The organism is Nocardioides sp. dk884 (assembly GCF_009557055.1).
Taxonomy (GTDB): domain Bacteria; phylum Actinomycetota; class Actinomycetes; order Propionibacteriales; family Nocardioidaceae; genus Nocardioides.
Map to the genome: position 1 here is coordinate 488,919 of NZ_CP045649.1, position 19,540 is coordinate 508,458.

General features: G+C 73.0%; 17 protein-coding genes. 15 read left to right on the forward strand and 2 right to left on the reverse strand.

Annotated elements, in window-relative coordinates:
* Positions 1 to 12 precede the first annotated feature (12 nt).
* From GFH29_RS02365 to GFH29_RS02375, 3 genes are all read left to right on the forward strand, one after another.
* A complete protein-coding gene (locus GFH29_RS02365; protein WP_153321877.1) occupies positions 13 to 522 on the forward strand; it encodes a DUF3180 domain-containing protein in 510 nt (169 codons plus the stop codon).
* A 10-nt stretch (positions 523 to 532) separates the two neighbouring features.
* Positions 533 to 1,138, forward strand: a complete 606-nt coding sequence (locus GFH29_RS02370; protein WP_153321878.1) for a hypothetical protein — start codon at positions 533 to 535, stop codon at positions 1,136 to 1,138.
* Positions 1,139 to 1,246: 108 nt separating this feature from the next.
* Positions 1,247 to 2,332, forward strand: coding sequence for a GNAT family N-acetyltransferase (locus tag GFH29_RS02375; protein WP_228387716.1), 1,086 nt, complete (start codon positions 1,247 to 1,249; stop codon positions 2,330 to 2,332).
* Between the two features lie 182 nt (positions 2,333 to 2,514).
* Here GFH29_RS02375 and GFH29_RS02380 read toward each other — a convergent pair whose 3' ends face one another.
* Positions 2,515 to 3,570, reverse strand: a complete 1,056-nt coding sequence (locus GFH29_RS02380) for an ABC transporter ATP-binding protein (RefSeq protein ID WP_228387717.1) — start codon at positions 3,568 to 3,570, stop codon at positions 2,515 to 2,517.
* Between the two features lie 3 nt (positions 3,571 to 3,573).
* Here GFH29_RS02380 and GFH29_RS02385 point away from each other — a divergent pair, with 3 nt between their 5' ends.
* The 3 genes from GFH29_RS02385 to GFH29_RS02395 are packed head-to-tail and all read left to right on the forward strand — an operon-like array spanning position 3,574 to position 6,011.
* Positions 3,574 to 4,290, forward strand: coding sequence for an ABC transporter permease (locus GFH29_RS02385; protein WP_228387718.1), 717 nt, complete (start codon positions 3,574 to 3,576; stop codon positions 4,288 to 4,290).
* Complete coding sequence (locus GFH29_RS02390; RefSeq protein WP_153321879.1) at positions 4,287 to 5,042, forward strand: ABC transporter permease; 756 nt, start codon at positions 4,287 to 4,289, stop codon at positions 5,040 to 5,042. The genes GFH29_RS02385 and GFH29_RS02390 overlap by 4 nt, the downstream gene beginning before the upstream one ends.
* An 18-nt stretch (positions 5,043 to 5,060) precedes the next feature.
* Positions 5,061 to 6,011, forward strand: coding sequence for an ABC transporter substrate-binding protein (locus GFH29_RS02395; RefSeq protein ID WP_153321880.1), 951 nt, complete (start codon positions 5,061 to 5,063; stop codon positions 6,009 to 6,011).
* A gap of 28 nt (positions 6,012 to 6,039) precedes the next feature.
* On the opposite strand, the gene GFH29_RS02400 is transcribed toward GFH29_RS02395, so the two are convergent.
* The gene (locus GFH29_RS02400; RefSeq protein ID WP_228387719.1) at positions 6,040 to 7,167 is read right to left on the reverse strand and encodes a glycosyltransferase family 2 protein; all 1,128 of its coding nucleotides are present in this window, start codon (positions 7,165 to 7,167) and stop codon (positions 6,040 to 6,042) included.
* Between the two features lie 90 nt (positions 7,168 to 7,257).
* On the opposite strand from GFH29_RS02400, the gene GFH29_RS02405 reads away from it, so the two are divergent.
* The 9 genes from GFH29_RS02405 (at position 7,258) to GFH29_RS02445 (ending at position 19,501) form a co-directional block, all read left to right on the forward strand.
* Entirely contained in the window at positions 7,258 to 10,062 is a 2,805-nt protein-coding gene (locus GFH29_RS02405; protein ID WP_153321881.1) for a glycosyltransferase, read from the forward strand.
* 354 nt (positions 10,063 to 10,416) lie between these two features.
* The gene (locus GFH29_RS02410) at positions 10,417 to 11,331 is read left to right on the forward strand and encodes a Rossmann-like and DUF2520 domain-containing protein (RefSeq protein WP_153321882.1); all 915 of its coding nucleotides are present in this window, start codon (positions 10,417 to 10,419) and stop codon (positions 11,329 to 11,331) included.
* Positions 11,328 to 12,263 (forward strand): pantoate--beta-alanine ligase, encoded by a 936-nt coding sequence (gene panC / locus GFH29_RS02415; protein WP_153321883.1) that lies wholly within the window; start codon positions 11,328 to 11,330, stop codon positions 12,261 to 12,263. Before GFH29_RS02410 ends, panC begins: the two co-directional genes overlap by 4 nt.
* Positions 12,263 to 12,682, forward strand: coding sequence for an aspartate 1-decarboxylase (panD, locus tag GFH29_RS02420; RefSeq protein ID WP_153321884.1), 420 nt, complete (start codon positions 12,263 to 12,265; stop codon positions 12,680 to 12,682). Before panC ends, panD begins: the two co-directional genes overlap by 1 nt.
* Before the next feature lie 9 nt (positions 12,683 to 12,691).
* Positions 12,692 to 14,392 (forward strand): L-aspartate oxidase, encoded by a 1,701-nt coding sequence (locus tag GFH29_RS02425; RefSeq protein ID WP_153321885.1) that lies wholly within the window; start codon positions 12,692 to 12,694, stop codon positions 14,390 to 14,392.
* Entirely contained in the window at positions 14,389 to 15,315 is a 927-nt protein-coding gene (gene nadC / locus GFH29_RS02430; RefSeq protein ID WP_153321886.1) for a carboxylating nicotinate-nucleotide diphosphorylase, read from the forward strand. The genes GFH29_RS02425 and nadC overlap by 4 nt, the downstream gene beginning before the upstream one ends.
* Positions 15,315 to 16,106: a type III pantothenate kinase gene (locus GFH29_RS02435; protein ID WP_153321887.1), complete on the forward strand. Its 792-nt coding sequence runs from the start codon at positions 15,315 to 15,317 to the stop codon at positions 16,104 to 16,106. The genes nadC and GFH29_RS02435 overlap by 1 nt, the downstream gene beginning before the upstream one ends.
* Before the next feature lie 166 nt (positions 16,107 to 16,272).
* A complete protein-coding gene (locus GFH29_RS02440) occupies positions 16,273 to 16,608 on the forward strand; it encodes a histone-like nucleoid-structuring protein Lsr2 (protein ID WP_153321888.1) in 336 nt (111 codons plus the stop codon).
* A 313-nt stretch (positions 16,609 to 16,921) separates the two neighbouring features.
* A complete protein-coding gene (locus GFH29_RS02445; RefSeq protein WP_153321889.1) occupies positions 16,922 to 19,501 on the forward strand; it encodes an ATP-dependent Clp protease ATP-binding subunit in 2,580 nt (859 codons plus the stop codon).
* Positions 19,502 to 19,540: the final 39 nt, after the last annotated feature.

The window sequence follows — 19,540 nt, forward strand, 5'->3', positions numbered from 1 at the left end:
GCACGCACCGCCGTGCGTGACCAGCCGCCGCTCCCGCCCGACGAGGACCCTCCGGGGCCTCCGGGCGGGGGACGGGTCCGGCCGGCCTCGCCGGCCGTCCTGACGACCTGCACGGTCATCGGCCTGATCGGCGGCTGGCTGCTCCACCCGGTCGTGGAGTCCGTGCGCGGCTACGCGCCGGTGGTCACCTGGGTGCAGCCCGCGGCGTTCGGCGTCGTGGCGATCATCCTCGGGCTCGCGGCCTGGTTCACCTGGCGCGCCGTGCAGGTGCGCCGCGAGCGGCTCGAGCCCCGGCGCGCCCTGAACCGCCTGGCGCTCGCCCGCGCCTGCGCCTACGTCGGCGCGCTGCTGGCCGGCGGCTACGGCGGGTACGCCGTGAGCTGGCTGGGCGTCGACAGCGACCTCGCGCGTGCCCGGATCCTGTGGTCCGGGCTGTCCGCGCTGGCCGGTGTGGCGATCATCGTGTGCGGGCTGCTGCTCGAACGTGCGTGTCGCGTCCGTTCCGACGGCGAAGACGCCTAACCTGAGCCCCATGGCTTCCGCACCCGCATCACGAGTGACCCGTCGTCGTCAGCGCAGCACCCGTCTGACGGTCGCCGTCTCCCTCCTCGTGATCGCCGCGCTCGCCGTCATCGGCGCCGTGGTGAGCGGCTCCTGGCTGCTGGTCTGCCTCGCCGCGCCCCTGGGCGTGCTGCTGGGCGCCGCGGCCACCAAGATCACCCACTCCGAGCTGCTCCAGTCGCGCCGTGACGCCGCGCGGGACCGCGCCGAGCAGGCCCAGGCCTACCGTCGCCTCACCGAGGAGCGCACGACCGAGCACGCGGCGTACGTCGAGCAGATGCAGAGCCGGATCACCGAGCGCGAGGAGACCCTCTTCGCGCTCCAGGAGGAGCTCGGCGCGACCCAGAAGCGGGCCGCCGACGTCACCCGCAAGATGAACGCCGAGGCCCGCCGCGGCGACGTGGCCGAGCACGAGCGCGACCGTGTCGTTGCCCGTCTCGACGACGCCGAGTCGCGTGCCGCCGATGCGATCGTGCGGATGGTCGAGCTCGAGCAGGAGGTCATCGTCCTGCGCGCCGAGCTCGAGACCGTCACCGCCGCCTGGCGCGAGGCCGAGCTGGTCCGCAAGCGCGCCTGATCGGCGTGCCGCCTCGGCGTCCGAGGTGTGCGGGGCTCCCGCGCCCGGTGACGTCCTTCACGGTCCCGCCGGGTGTACATCTGGGACGGTCGGGCAGAATCGACCAGTGTGATTCCCCAGGACTCCCGGTTCGAGAGTGATCCCGACGAGCTCGTGGCGCAGGCGCCCAGCCTCCCCGACGCGTGGCAGATCGCGAGCCCTGACCCTGGAGACCGCTTCGACATCGCGCGCCTGACGCACCTGCTGCGCGCCCACGAGAGCCACGGTCGTGGCTGGGCCGGCTCCGGCGTCGACGACGTGCTGGTCGAGGTCTCCGAGCAGGGTCTGCGCACTCGCGAGAACGTCGTCGTCCGCGACGAGGGAGGCGAGATCCGGGCCTGGGGCAGCGTGCACGACCGCGCCGGTGGCCGGATGCTCTACGTCCACATCGTCGAGCGCGACCTGCCCGAGCGGATCGCCCAGGCCTGCTCCGACGTGCTCGTCGAGTGGGCGGTGGGCCAGGCCAAGGCGGTCGGCTCCGCCCGAGGCATCGAGCTGCAGCAGATCGACACCGGCGCGTTCTCCGACGACGAGCGCCAGCACAAGTGGCTGGCCGACGCGGGCTTCGAGAAGGTCCGCACCTGGTGGCAGATGAGCCGGCCGGTCGGCCCCGAGGAGGCCGCCGCGGTGCCGGACCCCGACTCGTGGGAGGACCGCGGCGTCCGCTTCCGGCTGGTACGCCGGGCGCCCGACGGGATGCCCGACGAGGACGACCTGCGTGCCGTCCACGACGTGCTCGAGGAGGCGTTCCTCGACCACTTCAACTCCCGCGAGGAGACGTTCGACGAGTTCATCCACCGGCTGCGCGAGGACCCCGGCCACCGCTGGGACCACTGGTGGCTGGCCGAGCTGCTCGACGGCGCGACCCCCGAGCCGGTCGGCGCGCTGATCGGTACCGTCTCGGAGAGCACCGAGGGCCCCGACGGCTCCTACGTCTCCTACATCGGCGTGCGTGCCGCCGCCCGCGGTCGCGGCGTGGCCAAGGGCCTGCTCAACACCGTGATCGCCGACGCCGCCTCCCGCGGCCGCAACCGGGTCGGTCTCGAGGTCGACGCCGACTCCTCCACCGGCGCCGAGCAGCTCTACACCTCGCTGGGCTGGGAGACCCGCTACATCACCGAGTCCTGGCACCGCGACGTCGTCGTACCCGACTGAGCCTCGCCGGGCCCCGGGCTTGCCCGGGGCTGGTGCTTTTTCGGCGCAATTGCTGGGAAAGACACCGGTACGCGCGTGGACCAGGTGCTTTTCCCAGCAATTGCGCGGTTGTGTGCGCGGCCCGAGCCGGGCCCGAGCCCGAGTCCGAGCACCCGCCCGACCCCACCCGCCAGCGGGCAGCGTCAATCGGTCCGCAGGCTGGCGCGCAGCGTGCGGTGCACGCCGGCGGGGGTGAGTACGCCGAGGAAGCGCACGCCATCGCGGACACCGACCATCGGCCGGTCGTCGCGCAGCATGGCGGCGAGCGCCTCCTCGAGGGTCGCGCCGACGTCGACGGCGCCGCCGAGGTCACCGGCGCGTACGCCGTCGAGCGGGTCGAGCAACGCGGGGTCGACGGTGGTCACGCGGAGGCGGCGCAGCCCGCTCGTGGAACCCACGAAGTCGGCCACGAAGTCGTCCGCGGGCCGGGCGAGGAGGTCGGCGGGGGAGGCGTACTGCGCGAGCCGGCCACCCGCGGCGAAGACCGCGACCCGGTCGCCGAGGCGCACCGCCTCGTCGATGTCGTGGGTGACCAGGAGCACCGTCTTGCCCAGGTCGCGCTGCAGGCGCAGGAACTCATCCTGCAGCCGCAGGCGCACCACCGGGTCGACGGCGCCGAACGGCTCGTCCATCAGCAGCACCGGCGGGTCGGCGGCGAGCGCGCGCGCCACGCCCACCCGCTGGCGCTGACCGCCGGAGAGCTGGTGGGGGTAGCGCCCGCCGTGCGCCACGGGGTCCAGGCCGACCAGCTCCAGCAGCTCACGGGCGCGCTCGCGGTCGCGGCGGCGACCACCCCGAGCGCCCCGACCACCCGGACCACCCAGACCGCCCCGACCACCCCGACCACCCCGACCGAGCAACCGCGGCACCGTCATCACGTTGGCCTCGACGGTGCGGTGCGGGAACAGCCCGACCTGCTGGATGACGTAGCCGATGCTGCGACGCAGCTCGACCGGGTCGGCGTGGGTGACGTCGCGCCCGTCCACCTCGATGGTGCCGCGGGTCGGCTCGATGAGTCGGTTGACCATCTTCAGCGTGGTCGACTTGCCGCAGCCGGAAGGCCCGACCAGGCAGGCCAGCTCGCCGGCCCGCACCTCCAGGTCGAGGTCCTGCACCGCCCGGGTGCCGTCGTCGTAGGTCTTCGCGACACCCCTGAGCCGGATCATCGCCGGGGCGTCCGGAGTGCCGGTAGCGTCCATGCGGTGACCCTACTGGCGCTCGGAGCTCCCGTGCAGGAGGCCAGCGGCCCCGCCTGCTACAGCCAGCTGCGCAACGACTGGTTGTGCTGGGACTACGTCACCGACCGTCGCGAGGAGCTCCTCGACGCGACCACCCAGCACGTCACCATCACCCTGGCCGCGCTGCTGCTGGCGGTGGCGGTGGCGCTTCCGCTGGGACTTCTCGCGCGCCGCTACCCGCGCCTGGAGTCGGCGGTGCTGGGCCTCAGCGCGGGGATCTACACGATCCCCTCGCTCGCGCTGTTCCCGCTCTTCCTGCCGTTCACCGGCCTGTCGGCGGCGACGGTCATCCTCGGTCTCGCGCTCTACGCGCTCACCGTCCTGGTCCGGGCGGTGCTGGACGGGCTGCGTGCGGTGCCCGAGGACGTGCGCGAGGCGGCGCGCGGGCTGGGCCACGGGCCGACCCGGCTGCTGCTCGGGGTGGAGCTGCCGCTGGCGCTGCCCGTGCTGATGGCCGGGCTGCGGGTCGCCGCGGTCTCGACGGTGGCCCTGACGACCGTCGGCACCCTGGTGTCCTACGGCGGGCTCGGCAACCTGATCGCGCACGGGGTGGCGCGTGACTTCCGCGCGGAGCTGCTGACCGCCTCGGTGCTGTGCGTGCTGCTCGCGCTGCTCCTCGACGCGCTGATCGTCGGGGCCCAGCGGGTGCTGACGCCGTGGACCCGGGGGGCGCGCCCGTGAGGATCCTCGCCGACACCTGGGCCTACCTCAGCGACCCCGCCAACTGGACCGGCGGCGGGGGGATGCTGGCGCTCCTGGTCGAGCAACTGCTGCTCAGCGTGACCGCGCTGGTGCTCGCGGCGCTGATCGGGCTGCCGGTCGCGCTCGCCCTCGGCCATCTCGGCCGGGGCGGCTTCCTTGCCGTCAACGTGTCCAACATCGGGCGCGCGGTCCCGACGTTCGCCCTCCTGGCGATGCTGGTGACCGCGGACTGGCCGGGCACCGCGTCCCTGGGCCCCTACGGCCGCGCCGGGTTGGCGACGCTGATCGCGCTGACCCTCTTCGCGCTCCCCCCGATCATCACCAACGCCTACGTCGCGGTCCGCGAAGTGCCCGGAGACGTCGTCGAGGCGGCCCGCGGCATGGGGATGACCGGCTGGCAGCTCTTCACCCGCGCCGAGCTGCCGCTGGCACTGCCGCTGGTGCTCTCCGGGCTACGCCTCGCGCTGGTGCAGGTCTGGGCGACCGCCACGATCGCCGCACTGGTCGCCGGACCCGGGCTGGGTCGGGTGATCACCGACGGGTTCGCCGCCAACGACTACGGCAAGGGCATCGCCGGGGCGGTGGTGGTCGCGGTCGTCGCCCTCGTCCTGGAGCTGCTCTCGGCGCTCGGGCAGCGCCTCGCGACGCCGCACCCGCGCGCGGCGAGGCGGCGCACAGCGTCGGCGCCCGCGCCTAGGGTGGAGGCCCCGGCCGGGGAGCCCGGTCGCTGACCGCACGAAGGTGGACCCATGCACGTACGCCGCTCCCTCCTCTCCCTCGCTGCCGCCGGCGCCCTCACCCTCTCCGCCGGCTGCGCCGGTGACGACCTCGCCGAGGACGACGAGCCGTCGACCTCCGGCTCGCCCCAGGCGGGCGGGGAGGTCACGATCGGCACCCAGAACTTCGACGAGGCCGTCCTGGTCGCCGCGATGTACGAGCAGGTCCTTGACGACGCGGGCTACGACGTCACCGTCAAGGAGGTCGGGCGCCGCGACATCTACGTCAACCAGATGCCCGACCAGGTCGACGTCGCCCCCGAGTACGTCGGGGGCATCGCCGACTTCATGAACACCACCGTCAACGGCGCCGAGGCGAAGCCGATCACGACCAGCGACACCACCGAGACGATCGAGGCGGCCACCCCGCTGCTCGACGACGCCGGCCTGGTGCTGCTCGAGCCGTCCCCGGCCACCTCGCAGAACGCCTACTTCGTCACCCAGGAGTTCGCCGACAGCGAGGGCGTCACCGCGCTCTCCGACCTCGAGGGCCGCTCGGTGGTGCTGGCCGCGGCCGAGGACTGCCCGGGCCGTCCCGACTGCGAGGCCGGGCTGGTCGACACCTACGGCATCGACGTGACCGAGGTGCTGCCGCTGGGCTTCGCCTCCCCGCAGACCTTCAAGGCGGTGCTCGACGGCGAGGCCGACCTCGGCCAGACCGGCACCCTCGACGGCACCCTCGACGACCAGGGCCTGGTGCTGCTCGAGGACGACCTGTCCATCCAGCCGGCGCAGAACCTCGTCCCGCTCCTCAGCCGGTCCTTCCTGGAGGAGCACCCGGACGTCGAGGATCGCCTCGGCGAGCTGATGGCCGCGCTCGACAACGAGACCCTCGGCGAGCTCATCGCCCGCGTCACCGTCGAGCGCGAGCAGGCCGACGACGTGGCCGAGGAGTGGCTGCAGGAGCAGGGCCTGGTCTCCTGACCAGGGTCGGCTCCCGCGGCGCGGCGGCTCAGCTCTCCTCGGGGTGCAGGCGCAGAGCCGCGGGATCCACCCCGGCGAGGTCCAGCACCGGTACGTCGATGCGCACGTGGTCGGCCTCCTGGACCCGGTCCAGCGGGCGGCCCAGCTCGCGGGCGTAGGTCACCACCGCAGCGGCGTCCTCGCGCCGGTCCTGGGTGACCAGCCATCCGACCAGCCGGAAGACCGGGGCCATCCGGGTGTCGGTGATCGGCCACTCGGCGTCCCAGAAGTGCGCCACCCCGTCGCGCAGCTCGTGCCACCACTCCTCCTCGCAGCCGGGGATCTCGGTGAAGTAGCGGGCCATGTCGCCCGGCAGCACCCGGTTGCGGAAGATCCGGGTGACCTTCGCCGACCCGTGGGCCTGCACCGCGTCGAGGCTCATCTGCTTGGTGCGCCAGCGGTCCCGCAGGTCCGCCAGCGTGGCGCGCTGCTGGGTGATCGAGCTGCCGTCCTCGCGCACCCGCCAGTGGTAGACCACCTCGGGGATCACCGTGAACCGGCGCGCGCGCAGGTAGGCCTGCGTGGTGGCGGGCTGGTCCTCATAGCGCAGCCGCTCGGGCCAGTGCAGCGCGCCGTCGGCGACGAAGTCGCGGTGGAACAGCTTGTTCCACGCGAACACGTCGCCCAGGATCTCCGGGTGCTCCTCGATCGCGACGGTGCGTCGCTCGCGGTGCAGCCGGCGCATCCAGGGCAGCCCCACCAGCTCGGCGCCGTCCCCGTCGCCCTGGAGACGCTCGACGCCGCCGACGACGAAGTCGGCACCGTCCGTGCGCTGGGCCTCCACCAGGTGCGCGACCGCGTCCGGGGGGAGCAGGTCGTCGGAGTCGGCGAACCCGAGCAGCTCCCCGCGCACGTGGCGCATGCCCTCGTTGCGTGCACCGCCCAGGCCGCGGTTGGCGATGTGCAGCACCCGCACCCGCGGGTCGCGCGCGGCGTACGCCTCGGCGATGTCGCCGGAGGCGTCCGGCGAGCCGTCGTCGACGACCACCACCTCGAGGTCCTCGAAGGTCTGGGCGAGGATGCTGTCGAGACAGGCGGGCAGGAAGTCGGCCACGTCATAGGCCGGAACGACCAGGCTGACAACAGGGTTCCTCGGACGGCGGCGGAGCAATCTCACGTCCCGCAACCTACCGGTGGGCGCGGAGATGACGCCCCTTGCGCGATACCGTCCATGGTCGGTCGTTTGCAGTCTCATCGAAGAGGTCACATGTCCCCGCTCCCGTCCCTGCCGGAGTCTCGTGACGTCGTACGTCGCGCCGCTCGCACGGCTCGGTCCCTCCGTGCGCGCACCGTCGCCTCCGCCTCCACGGCGCGGCGCCGGGCCCTGAGCGACGGCGCCGCCGACGACCAGGGCGTCCAGGCGGACCCGGCGGCCACCGAGGCCGGCGCCGACGTGGTGGTCCCCGGCAGCGCCGGCTACCCGTTCGTGCGCACCTACTGGGCCCTCGGACGCCACCTCCTCGGCCGCGACGCGCTGCCGCGCTCCGCCGACGAGGTGCGTTTCGACCCCGAGGTCCTCGACGAGATGGCGGGTGCCACCCGGCGCGCGCTCGGCTTCGCCGTGCTCACCGAGCGACTGCTCGCCGGCGACCCGCTGCCGAAGGCGCAGGTCGTGGCCGTGCGCGCGATGTGCGAGCGCGGGCTGGTCAACGAGGCGCGGGCTCTCGCGCTGAGCCTGCGACACCACCCCGAGGGCGAGACGGCCCTCACGGTCAGCGAGGGCGTCGTCCTGCTGACGGCGATGGAGCGCGCCGACGTCGCCTGGGAGCGGTTCGCCGAGGTCGACGACACGGTGCTGGCCACGCTCGCACCGGTGGAGGCGATGACCGCGGCGATGTCGCTGCGCACCGCCGAGGGTGACGACCGCGCCGCCGCGATCGCGGCTCTCGCCGTGGCCGACCCCGCCCAGGACGCCCACGTGTGGGTCGAGGTGGCCGGTCGCCTGGTCGTGCTGGGGCGCACCGAGGAGGCGGCCCGGGTCGCCGCGGCCGCCCGCACCCGCGCCGCCGAGCTCTCCGAGCGCGCCGTGCAGGCCCTCGACAACCTGCGCCGCTGGACCGAGCCCGCACCCGCCGAGGAGCTGCCGGCCGGCACCATCTCGGTCGGCCTGATCAGCTATGACCAGCCCGACGTCGAGCGGGCCTCGCGCAACGTCGGCGACTACGTGCAGACCCTCGCCCTGCTCGGCAACCTGGCCCGCTTCCGCGGCACCCGGTTCACCGGCCCCGGCGGCCTGGGCGAGCTCGCCACCGAGGTGCAGGGCCGGGTGCGCCCCGAGCTGCAGCTGCCCGGCGGTGACGTCGAGGTCCGCCTCGTCGAGGTCAACCGCGACTTCAGCGTCGGCGACCAGCTGCCGCCGGACACCTGGACAGTGGTCTTCGGCTGGCACATGCACCCGTCGTTCCAGGTGCGCTACGGCATGCCGTACCACCCGCACGTCAAGCCGATCTTCGTCTCCTTCCACATCAACGACCTGGGCCTGCTCGACGAGGAGACCCTCGACTACCTGCGCGCCAACGGCCCGATCGGCTGCCGCGACTGGACGACCGTCGACCTGCTGCTCTCGGCCGGCGTCGAGGCGTTCTTCACCGGCTGCCTGACCACCACCAGCGACGCGGTGTTCCCCGACCGCGTCCCGGGTGACGGCAACCGCATCGTCGGCGCCGTGGACCTGCGCCCGCGCCAGGCCCGCAAGGTCGCGGAGTCCGTCGAGTCCGTCGAGATCGTGCGCCACGACGGCCCGGAGTACCGCATGATCGGCCTGGTCGACGGGGTGCGCGCCGCCATCGGCCTGCTCGAGGACTACCAGCAGCGCTTCCGGCGGCTGGTCACCAGCCGTCTGCACTGCTACCTGCCGGCCTCCTCGCTCGGCGTGCCGACCCGGCTGCTGCCGCCGAAGACCGGCGACGTGCGCTACGACGGCCTGCTCGGCATGCGTCCCGACAGCCCCGAGCTGCTCGGGATGCGCGAGAGCATCCGTGCGCTGCTCGCCGGTGCCTGGGAGCTGGTGCTCGCCGGTGAGTCCGAGGAGACCATCCGCGCCCACTGGCGCGAGGTGACCGCGCCGCTGGTCGCCGAGGCCCGCGAGCGCCTGGCCGCGCCGCTGGCCACGCCGCTGCAGGACTTCGACGTCGAGGCCGCGGTCGCCGCCGTGCGCGCCCGCGCCCGCCGCCTCGGCCCCCACGAGGGGGTCGTCGAGGGCGAGGTCACCGACATCGCGATGAGCACCGACGCCAACTTCCGCGACATCGTGCCGGTCGCGCTGTCCACCCTCGTCGAGAACGCCTCGGGCCCGCTGCGGCTGTGGATCACCACCCGCGAGGTCAGCCCCGCCTACGAGGAGTGGCTCGCCGAGTCCTTCCCGGACGTGGCGATGACGTTCCTGCCGTGCGACGACATCGACTACGGCGAGGTCTCGCGGATGATCAAGCACATCACCGTGGCCACCATGGACCGGCTGCTGCTGCCCGAGCTGCTCGACCACCTCGACCGGGTGACCTACGTCGACGGCGACACGGTCGTGCAGGGTGACGTCTGCGAGCTCGCCCGCACCGAGCTGGACGGGCACCCGCTCGCCGCCCGGTCCAGCTTCGTGACCCAGGCGCTGCACTGGCGCAACGCGGGCAACGACCTGTCCGCCCAGGCCGCCTCGGACCTGCGGCGGGCGATGGCGGCGCGGCACGCCTACGGCGCCCGCACCTTCAACGCCGGCGTGCTCGTCCTCGACCTGGCCCGCCTGCGCGCGGACCGCTTCAGCCACGAGTTCATCCCGATGGCGACCGCCTACGGCCTCAACGACCAGGACGTCTTCAACGCCTACGCCGGCGCGAACCGTGCCGCGCTGCCCGAGCGGTGGAACACCTGGCCGACCTACGACCGGGTCGGCGAGGGCGGCATCGTCCACTACGTCGGCTCCGGCAAGCCGTGGCTGGACATCCCGGTCCCGGAGGGCGAGCGCTGGCGCGCGAGCGCCGAGCGGTTCCGCGCACGTCGCGGGCTCTCGCCGGCCTGAGCCACTTCGCTGTGCCTCCGACCGGACCTTGTTGAGGTCCGGTCGGAGGGTGCGCGGAGACCGTGTGTCCCAGGTCATGGTCAGTGCCGTTCACACGCGGGAAACACGGGCGTAGATTCCAGGGTGCCTGGGTCTATGACGTAGTGCCAGGCATGCTTCAGGTACGGCGAGGGTCACCCGTCACGGGGACTCAACGCCACTCACCTGGGCAGCCGACGATCCAGCAGCGGCACCCAGCACCACCAGCACCACCCCGAACAACCGCACAGCACAGTCCGAGCATCGTCCGGTACCCGTCCCGGCCTCCGCAGCGTGGAGGTGGCGGAGGGACTGAAACGTAAGGTTCGAAAACCCATGACGCAGTCCCTCCGGGTCGGTGTCGTCGGCGCAGGCCGCGTCGGCGCCGTCCTCGCCGCAGCCCTCCGCGGCGCGGGCCACGAGATCGTGGCCGCCGCCGGCGAGTCCGACGCCTCCCGAGGCCGGATCACCGCCCTGCTCCCTGGCACCCCCGTCGCGAAGCCGAGTGCTGTCGCCCGCGACTGCGACCTGCTGCTGCTCACCGTCCCCGACGACAGCCTGCCCAACGTCGTGTCCGTGCTGGCCGCCAGCGGCGCGCTGCGCGAGGGCCAGTACGTCGTGCACACCTCGGGCCGCCACGGCCTCGACGTCCTCGCGCCCGCCGTGGCGGTGGGCGCGCGGGTGGTCGCGATGCACCCGGCGATGACCTTCACCGGCACCGAGGTCGACCTCGAGCGGCTCTCCGGCTGCGTGTTCGGGCTGACCGCCGACCCGCGCGAGCGGTCGCTGGCCGAGGCGCTCGTGGCCGACCTCGGCGGGCGCCCGATGTGGGTGCCCGAGCAGATGCGCACGCTCTACCACGCCGGGCTCGCGCACGGGGCCAACCACCTGGTCACCCTGGTGAGCGAGGCGATGGAGATGCTCTCCGCCGCCGGCGCGGACGACCCGGCGGGCACCCTGCGCCCGCTGCTGTCCGCGGCGCTCGACAACGCCCTGGCCCAGGGCGACGCCGCCCTGACCGGTCCGATCGTGCGCGGCGACGTCGGCACCGTCGAGGCGCACCTGGCCGACCTGGTCGCCAACGCCCCGCAGACGCTGGGCTCCTACCTCGCCCTGGCCCGGGCCACGCTGGCGCGGGCGGTCACCGACGGGCGGCTGCTCCCGATCCGCGCCGCGCGCATCCGCGAGGCCCTCGACGCGGCGACGCCGGTCCAGCTTCCTGCCACCGGGACGGGGGCCGGGCTGTCGTGAGTGCCCGTCCCGTCCTCGCCTCCACCCGCGAGGAGCTCGCCGCCCTGCTCGCCGAGGCCCGCGCCGCCGGCCGCCCCGTGGGCCTGGTGCCCACGATGGGCGCCCTGCACGAGGGCCACGCCAGCCTGGTCCGCACCGCCCGCGAGCGCGTGGGCGAGGGCCCCGTGGTCGTGTCGATCTTCGTCAACCCGCTGCAGTTCGGGGAGGGCGAGGACCTCGACCGCTACCCCCGCACGCTGCCCGAGGACCTCGAGGTCTGCGCCCGCGAGGGCGCCGACGTGGTCTTCGCCCCGAGCGTCGAGGAGGTCTACCCCGGCGGCGACCCGCAGGTCACGCTGGACCCGGGCCCGCTGGCCGGCGTCCTCGAGGGCCGCACCCGTCCCGGGCACTACCGGGGCGTGCTCACGGTGGTGGCCAAGCTCTTCGGCCTGGTCCGCCCCGACGTCGCGGTCTTCGGGCAGAAGGACTACCAGCAGCTGGTGCTGATCCGCCGGATGGTGGCCGACCTGTGCCTCGGCGTCGACGTCGTCGGCGCCGAGACCGTCCGCGAGCCCGACGGCCTGGCGCTGTCCAGTCGCAACCGCTACCTCTCCGAGGGCGAGCGGGTCGAGGCGCTGTGGCTCAGCCGCGCGCTGCGCGCCGCCGAGGAGAACGCGAGGTACGGCCCCGCGGTGGCGCTCGACGAGGCCCGCGCCGAGCTGCGCCACGCCAAGGAGGTCGCGCTCGACTACCTCGTCCTCACCACCCCTGAGCTCGAGGAGCTGCCCGACGACGTACCCCCCGGCACCGAGGCCCGCATCCTCGTCGCCGCGCGGGTCGGCGCCACCCGGCTCATCGACAACCTGCCTCTGATCCTGGGGGCGGAACCCGGCTCGACCACGTCCGTGGCGGGCACGCAGAACACCACGCACACCACGCAGGGAGGCAGCTGATGCTGCGCACCATGATGAAGAGCAAGATCCACCGCGCCACCGTGACGCAGGCGGATCTCCACTACGTCGGCTCCGTGACGGTCGATGAGGACCTGCTCGACGCGGCAGACCTGCTGCCCGGCGAGCTCGTGCACATCGTCGACATCACCAACGGCGCCCGTCTGGAGACCTACACGATCGCCGGCGAGCGTGGGTCGGGGATCATCGGCATCAACGGTGCTGCGGCCCGCCTGGTGCAGCCCGGTGACCTGGTCATCCTGATCGCCTACGGGCAGATGGAGACCGCGGAGGCCAAGGAGTACCAGCCCCGGGTCGTCTTCGTCGACGCCGACAACAAGATCATGGCGACCGGCTTCGACCCGGCGGAGGCGCTGGCGGGCAGCGGCCTGGTCCGGGGCGACACCGTCGCAGGTCGGTAGCCTGCGCCGATGGCCACCACCGCGGTACGCCGCGTGCCGCGCCGGCTGACCGCGCCGGCCCCGGGCTGGACGACCCGCGCGGACGTCGTCGTCATCGGCTCCGGCATCGCCGGGCTGACGGCGGCGCTGCGCCTGCGCGAGCAGGTCGACAAGGTCCTGGTGGTCACCAAGGACCAGCTCGCCGCGGGCTCCACGCAGTGGGCCCAGGGCGGGATCGCCGCCGCGCTCGGTCCGGGGGACACCCCGGCCGAGCACGAGCTGGACACGCTGGTGGCAGGCGCGGGCGCCTGCGACCTCGACGCCGTACGCGTGCTGGTGACCGAGGGGCCCGAGGCGGTGCACGAGCTGATCGCGCTCGGGGCGCGCTTCGACCTCGGCCTGAACGGTGAGCTCTCGCTGACCCGCGAGGGCGGGCACCACCGGGACCGGATCGCGCACGCCGGCGGCGACGCCACCGGTGCGGAGATCCAGCGGGCGCTGATCGCGGCCGTGCAGCGCGCGCCGGAGATCGAGGTGATCGAGCACGCCCTCGCCGTCGACCTGCTGCTCGCCGCCGACGGCGGCGTGGCCGGGGTGACCCTGCACGTGATGGGGGAGGGCCAGCGCGACGGCGTCGGCGCCGTGCACTGCCGCGCGGTGGTGCTGGCCAGCGGCGGCCTCGGGCAGGTGTTCTCCCAGACCACCAACCCGGCCGTGTCCACCGGTGACGGCCTGGCGCTGGCGCTGCGCGCCGGCGCGACGCTGCGCGACCTGGAGTTCGTCCAGTTCCACCCCACCGTGATGTACCTCGGCCCCGACTCGGTGGGCCAGCAGCCGCTGATCTCCGAGGCGGTCCGCGGCGAGGGCGCGTTCCTGGTCGACGGCCCGCCGGAGGGCGGCGGGCGCCGGATCATGGCGGGCGTCCACGACCTCGGCGACCTCGCGCCGCGCGACGTGGTCGCCAAGGCGATCACGCGGCGCATGCACGAGACCGGTCGCCCGCACGTGTGGCTGGACGCACGCCACCTGGGTGCGGAGTTCTGGGAGCAGCGCTTCCCCACGATCCTGGCCACCACCCGCTCCCACGGCGTCGACCCGGTGCACGACCTGATCCCGGTGGCCCCGGCCTGCCACTACGCCTCCGGTGGCGTCCGCACCGACCTGTGGGGCCGCTGCGACGTCCCCGGCCTCTATGCCACCGGCGAGGTCGCCTGCTCCGGCGTGCACGGCGCCAACCGGCTGGCCTCCAACTCGCTGCTCGAAGGGCTGGTCTTCTCCCGGCGGATCGCGACCGTGCTGCCCGGCGAGCTGCGCCCCTGGGCCGCGCCGGCGCCGGACCCGCGCGACGTCGGCCTGGTGTCTGGCCGGGCCCGCGTCGAGCTGCAGGAGACGATGACCGCCCGCGCCGGGGTGCTGCGCAGCGCCGCGGGGCTCGCCGAGGCCGACGCCGCACTGCGACGGCTGGCTGCGGGCGAGGACGGCGTGGTCGCCCAGGACGCCTGGGAGACCACCAACCTGCTGACCGTCAGCGCCGCGCTCGTCGCCGCGGCCCGGGCCCGTGAGGAGACCCGCGGCTCGCACTGGCGCGAGGACCACCCCGAGCGCGACGACCTGCGCTGGGCGGGACACGTCGACGTCACGCTGGGCGGTGGCGAGGGCGACGTGGCCGTGGCCTTCGTCCCGAGCACCCCCACCGACCTTCCCACCGAACCCGCAGGCGGCGCACGATGACCACGCTCCACCCCACGACGACCTTTCCCACCACGGCGTACGACGCGCTGCCCGCCGACCTGCTCGCCGAGCTGGCCGACGCCGGCCTGGACCCGCACGCGCTGCACCAGCAGGTCCTGCTGGCACTGGCTGAGGACCTGCCCGGGGGCGACGTGACCTCCGAGGCGACGATCCCGGCCGACGCGCGCGGCGTCGCCGACTTCGCGGCCCGTGAGTCGGGCGTGGTCGCCGGTCTGGGCGTCGCGGCGCTCGTCTTCCACCTCGTGCTCGGCGATGACGTGGTCATCGCCGACCGGGTCCCCGACGGCACCCGGGTCGCGCCCGGCGACGTGGTCATGCGAGTCGCAGGGCCGGTCCGCGGCCTGCTCACCGCCGAGCGCACCGCGCTCAACTACGCCAGCCACCTCTCCGGCGTCGCCACCGCGACGGCCGCCTGGGTCGACGCCATCGCCGGCACCGGCGCGCAGGTGCTGGACACCCGCAAGACCCTGCCCACCTACCGGGCGCTGCAGAAGTACGCCGTGCGCTGCGGCGGCGGGGTCAACCACCGGCTCAGCCTGTCGGACCGCGCGATGGTCAAGGACAACCACGTGGTCGCCGCCGGCGGGGTGGTGCCGGCGCTGGAGGCGGTCCGCGCCGCCCACCCGGGGCTCCGCGTCGAGGTCGAGGTCGGCACCCTGGAGGAGCTGCGCGAGCTGCTCGAGGTCGGCTGCGAGGAGATCCTGCTCGACAACATGCCGACCGAGATGATGGCCGAGGCGGTGCGGATCACCGCCGGGCGCGCCGTGCTCGAGGCCTCCGGCGGACTGACAGTGGAGCGGGCCCGCGAGGTGGCGAGCACCGGCGTGGACTTCATCTCCGTCGGGGCGCTCACCCACTCGGTGCGGGTCTTCGACCTGGGCCTGGACCTGCGGGAGGACTGATGCTCCTCGCCGCCGACATCGGCAACAGCCACACCGTCCTGGGGCTGCTCGCCGACATGCCCGACGGCGGGCCCGGCGGCGAGGTGGTCGCGGACTGGCGGGTCGGCACCGAGGCGCGGCGTACGGCCGATGAATGGGCGGTGCTGCTGCGCGGGCTGCTGGGCGAGCGCCACGGCGAGGTCGACAAGATCGCGGTGTGCTCCACCGTTCCCGCGGTCCTGCACGAATGGCGCGACATGATCGCGCGGCATTTCCCGGGCTGCCCCCACGTCGTCGTCGAGCCGGGCGTGCGCACCGGGGTGCCGGTCGTGACGGACAACCCCCGCGAGGTGGGCTCGGACCGCATCATCAATGCGCTCGCGGCCGTGACCGAATTCGGTGGGCCTGCGATTGTCGTCGATTTCGGGGGAACCGCGACGACGTTCGACGTGGTCAGCGCCGCCGGTCAGTACGTCGGGGGCGCGATCGCGCCGGGCATCGAGATCTCCCTGGAGGCGCTGGGACGGCGCGGCGCGCAGCTGCGCCACGTGGAGATCGCCCGTCCCCGCTCGGTCATCGCCAAGAACACCGTCGAGGCGCTGCAGTCGGGGCTGGTGTTCGGCGTGGCCAGCCAGGTGGACGGCATCGTGGCCCGGATGCTCGAGGAGCTCGACGCGCCGGCCGGCGAGGTCAGCGTCATCGCGACCGGGTATCTCGCGCCGCTGGTGCTTGACGTTTGCCGCTGCTTCACGGCTCATTCGCCGTGGTTGACACTGCGCGGCCTGGAATTGGTCTTCGAGCGCAATCGCTGAGCAAAGCCGCGCACTCGGCGGTGCAGGTGGCTCGCGCCTCCGCCACATTGGTGAAGCCTGGGCGCAGAGAAGTCTTTAATTGCCGCGGCCCCCTGACGCGTGGTTATGATGCATTTGAATACGGGGACCGTTCGTTTTTCTTCTCCTGAAAGGTCAGGAAATCACGATGGCGCAGAAGATCCATGTGGTGCTCGAGGACGATCTCGACGGCAGCGAGGCCACGGAGACCGTGTCCTTCGCCCTCGACGGCACCAGCTACGAGATCGACCTCAACGACGCGAACGCCCAGGGCCTGCGCGACGCGCTCGCGCCGTACGTCGGCCACGGCCGCAAGGTGAGCGGCGCCGGCCGTCGCACCGGTCGTCGCGCCAGCGGCGCCAACAACACCTCCGGCCCCAGCGCCCGCGAGGTCCGCGAGTGGGCGCGCGAGAACGGCTACGACGTGCCCGACCGTGGCCGCGTCTCCGCCGACGTGCGCGAGGCGTACAACGCCGCGCACTGACCCCTGGCGCCCGTCCCGCTCCCGCTGATCTCCACGGGACGGGCCACCGGAGCAGACCCGAGCCACGGCCCGGCCCGTCGCCCTCACGGGTGACGGGCCCCCGTGTCTCGGGGCCGTCCGTCCGGGACGCTCCACCGGATCCCCGCGCCTGCGCCGCCCGCACTCTCCCGACAGCAGCTCCGCCCGTGTTCGCTCTCAGCGGATGCCGACGGGGCCTGTGGTGGGAACGCGTAGGCTGTCCGTGGGGTTAGTTCTCTCGACACCACCCTGCCGCCCCGTGGTCGGGTGGCCCCGAAGTTCAGGAGCGATGCGCATGTTCGAGCGGTTCACCGACCGAGCCCGACGAGTTGTCGTGCTGGCCCAGGAAGAGGCCCGCATGCTCTCCCACAACTACATCGGCACCGAGCACATCCTGCTCGGGCTGATCCACGAGGGCGAGGGCGTCGCTGCGAAGGCGCTCGAGAGCCTCGACATCTCCTTGGAGGCCGTCCGCGCCCAGGTCGAGGAGATCATCGGCCAGGGCCAGCAGGCCCCGAGCGGTCACATTCCCTTCACCCCGCGCGCCAAGAAGGTCCTCGAGCTGTCGCTGCGCGAGGCCCTGCAGCTCGGCCACAGCTACATCGGCACCGAGCACATCCTGCTCGGTCTGATCCGCGAGGGCGAGGGCGTCGCCGCCCAGGTCCTGCAGAAGCTCGGCGCCGACCTCAACCGGGTGCGCCAGCAGGTCATCCAGCTGCTCTCCGGCTTCCAGGGCAAGGAGTCCGCGCAGTCCGCGGCCGCCGCGACCGGTGCCGCCGGCGACACGCCCTCCTCCTCCCTGGTGCTCGACCAGTTCGGTCGCAACCTCACCCAGGACGCGCGCGAGGGCAAGCTCGACCCGGTGATCGGGCGCGAGCAGGAGATCGAGCGCGTGATGCAGATCCTGTCGCGGCGCACGAAGAACAACCCGGTCCTCATCGGAGAGCCCGGCGTCGGCAAGACCACCATCGTCGAGGGCCTGGCCCAGGACATCGTCAAGGGCAACGTGCCCGAGACGCTGAAGGACAAGCAGATCTACACCCTCGACCTCGGCGCGCTCGTCGCCGGCTCCCGCTACCGCGGTGACTTCGAGGAGCGGCTGAAGAAGGTCCTCAAGGAGATCCGCACCCGCGGCGACATCGTGCTGTTCATCGACGAGATCCACACCCTCGTCGGCGCCGGCGCGGCCGAGGGCGCGATCGACGCCGCCAGCATCCTCAAGCCGATGCTGGCCCGTGGCGAGCTGCAGACCATCGGCGCGACCACCCTCGACGAGTACCGCAAGTACCTCGAGAAGGACGCCGCGCTGGAGCGCCGCTTCCAGCCGATCCAGGTGGCCGAGCCCTCCATCGCGCACACCATCGAGATGCTCAAGGGGCTGCGCGACCGCTACGAGGCGCACCACCGCGTCACCATCACCGACGAGGCCCTGGTCTCGGCGGCGACGCTGGCCGACCGCTACATCTCCGACCGGTTCCTCCCCGACAAGGCCATCGACCTCATCGACGAGGCCGGCTCGCGCCTGCGCATCCGCCGGATGACCGCGCCCGCCGACCTGCGCGAGTACGACGACAAGATCGCCGAGGTCCGCCAGCGCAAGGAGGCCGCGATCGACGGCCAGGACTTCGAGGCCGCCGCGCGCCTGCGCGACGAGGAGAAGCAGCTGATCCTCGCCAAGTCCGACCGCGAGAAGCAGTGGCGCGCCGGCGACATGGACGAGGTCGCGGAGGTCGACGAGGAGCTGATCGCCGAGGTCCTCGCGGTCGCCACCGGCATCCCGATCGTCAAGCTCTCCGAGGAGGAGTCGACCCGGCTGCTCAAGATGGAGGACGAGCTGCACAAGCGCGTCATCGGCCAGGACGAGGCCGTCAAGGCGCTCTCCCGGGCGATCCGGCGTACGCGTGCCGGCCTGAAGGACCCGAAGCGTCCCGGCGGGTCGTTCATCTTCGCCGGCCCCTCGGGCGTCGGCAAGACCTGGCTGTCCAAGACGCTCGCGGAGTTCCTCTTCGGCGACGAGGACTCGCTGATCCAGCTCGACATGAGCGAGTTCGGCGAGAAGCACACGATCTCGCGGCTCTTCGGCTCGCCCCCCGGCTACGTCGGCTACGAGGAGGGCGGCCAGCTCACCGAGAAGGTGCGCCGCAAGCCGTTCTCGGTCGTGCTCTTCGACGAGGTCGAGAAGGCCCACCCCGACATCTTCAACAGCCTGCTGCAGATCCTCGAGGAAGGTCGCCTGACCGACTCGCAGGGCCGGGTCGTGGACTTCAAGAACACCGTCATCATCATGACGACCAACCTCGGCACCCGCGACATCAACAAGTCGGTCAACCTCGGCTTCCAGCAGTCCGGTGACGTCGCCGGCTCCTACGAGCGGATGAAGGCGAAGGTCGCCGACGAGCTCAAGCAGCACTTCCGCCCGGAGTTCCTCAACCGCGTCGACGAGATCGTCGTGTTCCCGCCGCTCTCGCGTGCGCAGATCGTGCAGATGGTCGACAACATGATCGCCTCCGTCGAGCTGCGGCTGCGCGACCGCGACATGCAGCTCGAGCTCACCCAGGCGGCCAAGGACCTGCTCGCCGCGCGCGGGTTCGACCCGGTCCTCGGTGCGCGTCCGCTGCGCCGCACGGTGCAGCGCGAGATCGAGGACGCCCTCGCCGAGAAGATGCTCTTCGGCGAGGTCGGCCCCGGGATGATCGTGCTCGTCGACGTCGAGGGCGAGGGGCCGACGGCCACCTTCACCTTCGACGGGCAGAAGGTCAACGCCCTTCCCGACATGCCGCCGCTGGAGACCGCGGCGCTGGGTGAGGGCACGATCGAGGGCCCCGACGACAGCGAGGGTCCCGTCGACGTCCCGAAGTCCACCGACAACGACTGAGCAGTCCAGCAGCACCCGAGGCCCCGGTTTCCGCGAGGA

Coding starts and splice junctions, on each gene's coding strand:
- GFH29_RS02425 (WP_153321885.1), top strand. CDS start 12,692: ATGGCCACCACCGCGGTACGCCGCGTGCCGCGCCGGCTGACCGCGCCG.
- panD (WP_153321884.1), top strand. CDS start 12,263: ATGCTGCGCACCATGATGAAGAGCAAGATCCACCGCGCCACCGTGACG.
- GFH29_RS02440 (WP_153321888.1), top strand. CDS start 16,273: ATGGCGCAGAAGATCCATGTGGTGCTCGAGGACGATCTCGACGGCAGC.
- GFH29_RS02410 (WP_153321882.1), top strand. CDS start 10,417: ATGACGCAGTCCCTCCGGGTCGGTGTCGTCGGCGCAGGCCGCGTCGGC.
- GFH29_RS02445 (WP_153321889.1), top strand. CDS start 16,922: ATGTTCGAGCGGTTCACCGACCGAGCCCGACGAGTTGTCGTGCTGGCC.
- GFH29_RS02405 (WP_153321881.1), top strand. CDS start 7,258: ATGTCCCCGCTCCCGTCCCTGCCGGAGTCTCGTGACGTCGTACGTCGC.
- GFH29_RS02380 (WP_228387717.1), bottom strand. CDS start 3,570: ATGGACGCTACCGGCACTCCGGACGCCCCGGCGATGATCCGGCTCAGG.
- GFH29_RS02395 (WP_153321880.1), top strand. CDS start 5,061: ATGCACGTACGCCGCTCCCTCCTCTCCCTCGCTGCCGCCGGCGCCCTC.
- nadC (WP_153321886.1), top strand. CDS start 14,389: ATGACCACGCTCCACCCCACGACGACCTTTCCCACCACGGCGTACGAC.
- GFH29_RS02370 (WP_153321878.1), top strand. CDS start 533: ATGGCTTCCGCACCCGCATCACGAGTGACCCGTCGTCGTCAGCGCAGC.
- GFH29_RS02435 (WP_153321887.1), top strand. CDS start 15,315: ATGCTCCTCGCCGCCGACATCGGCAACAGCCACACCGTCCTGGGGCTG.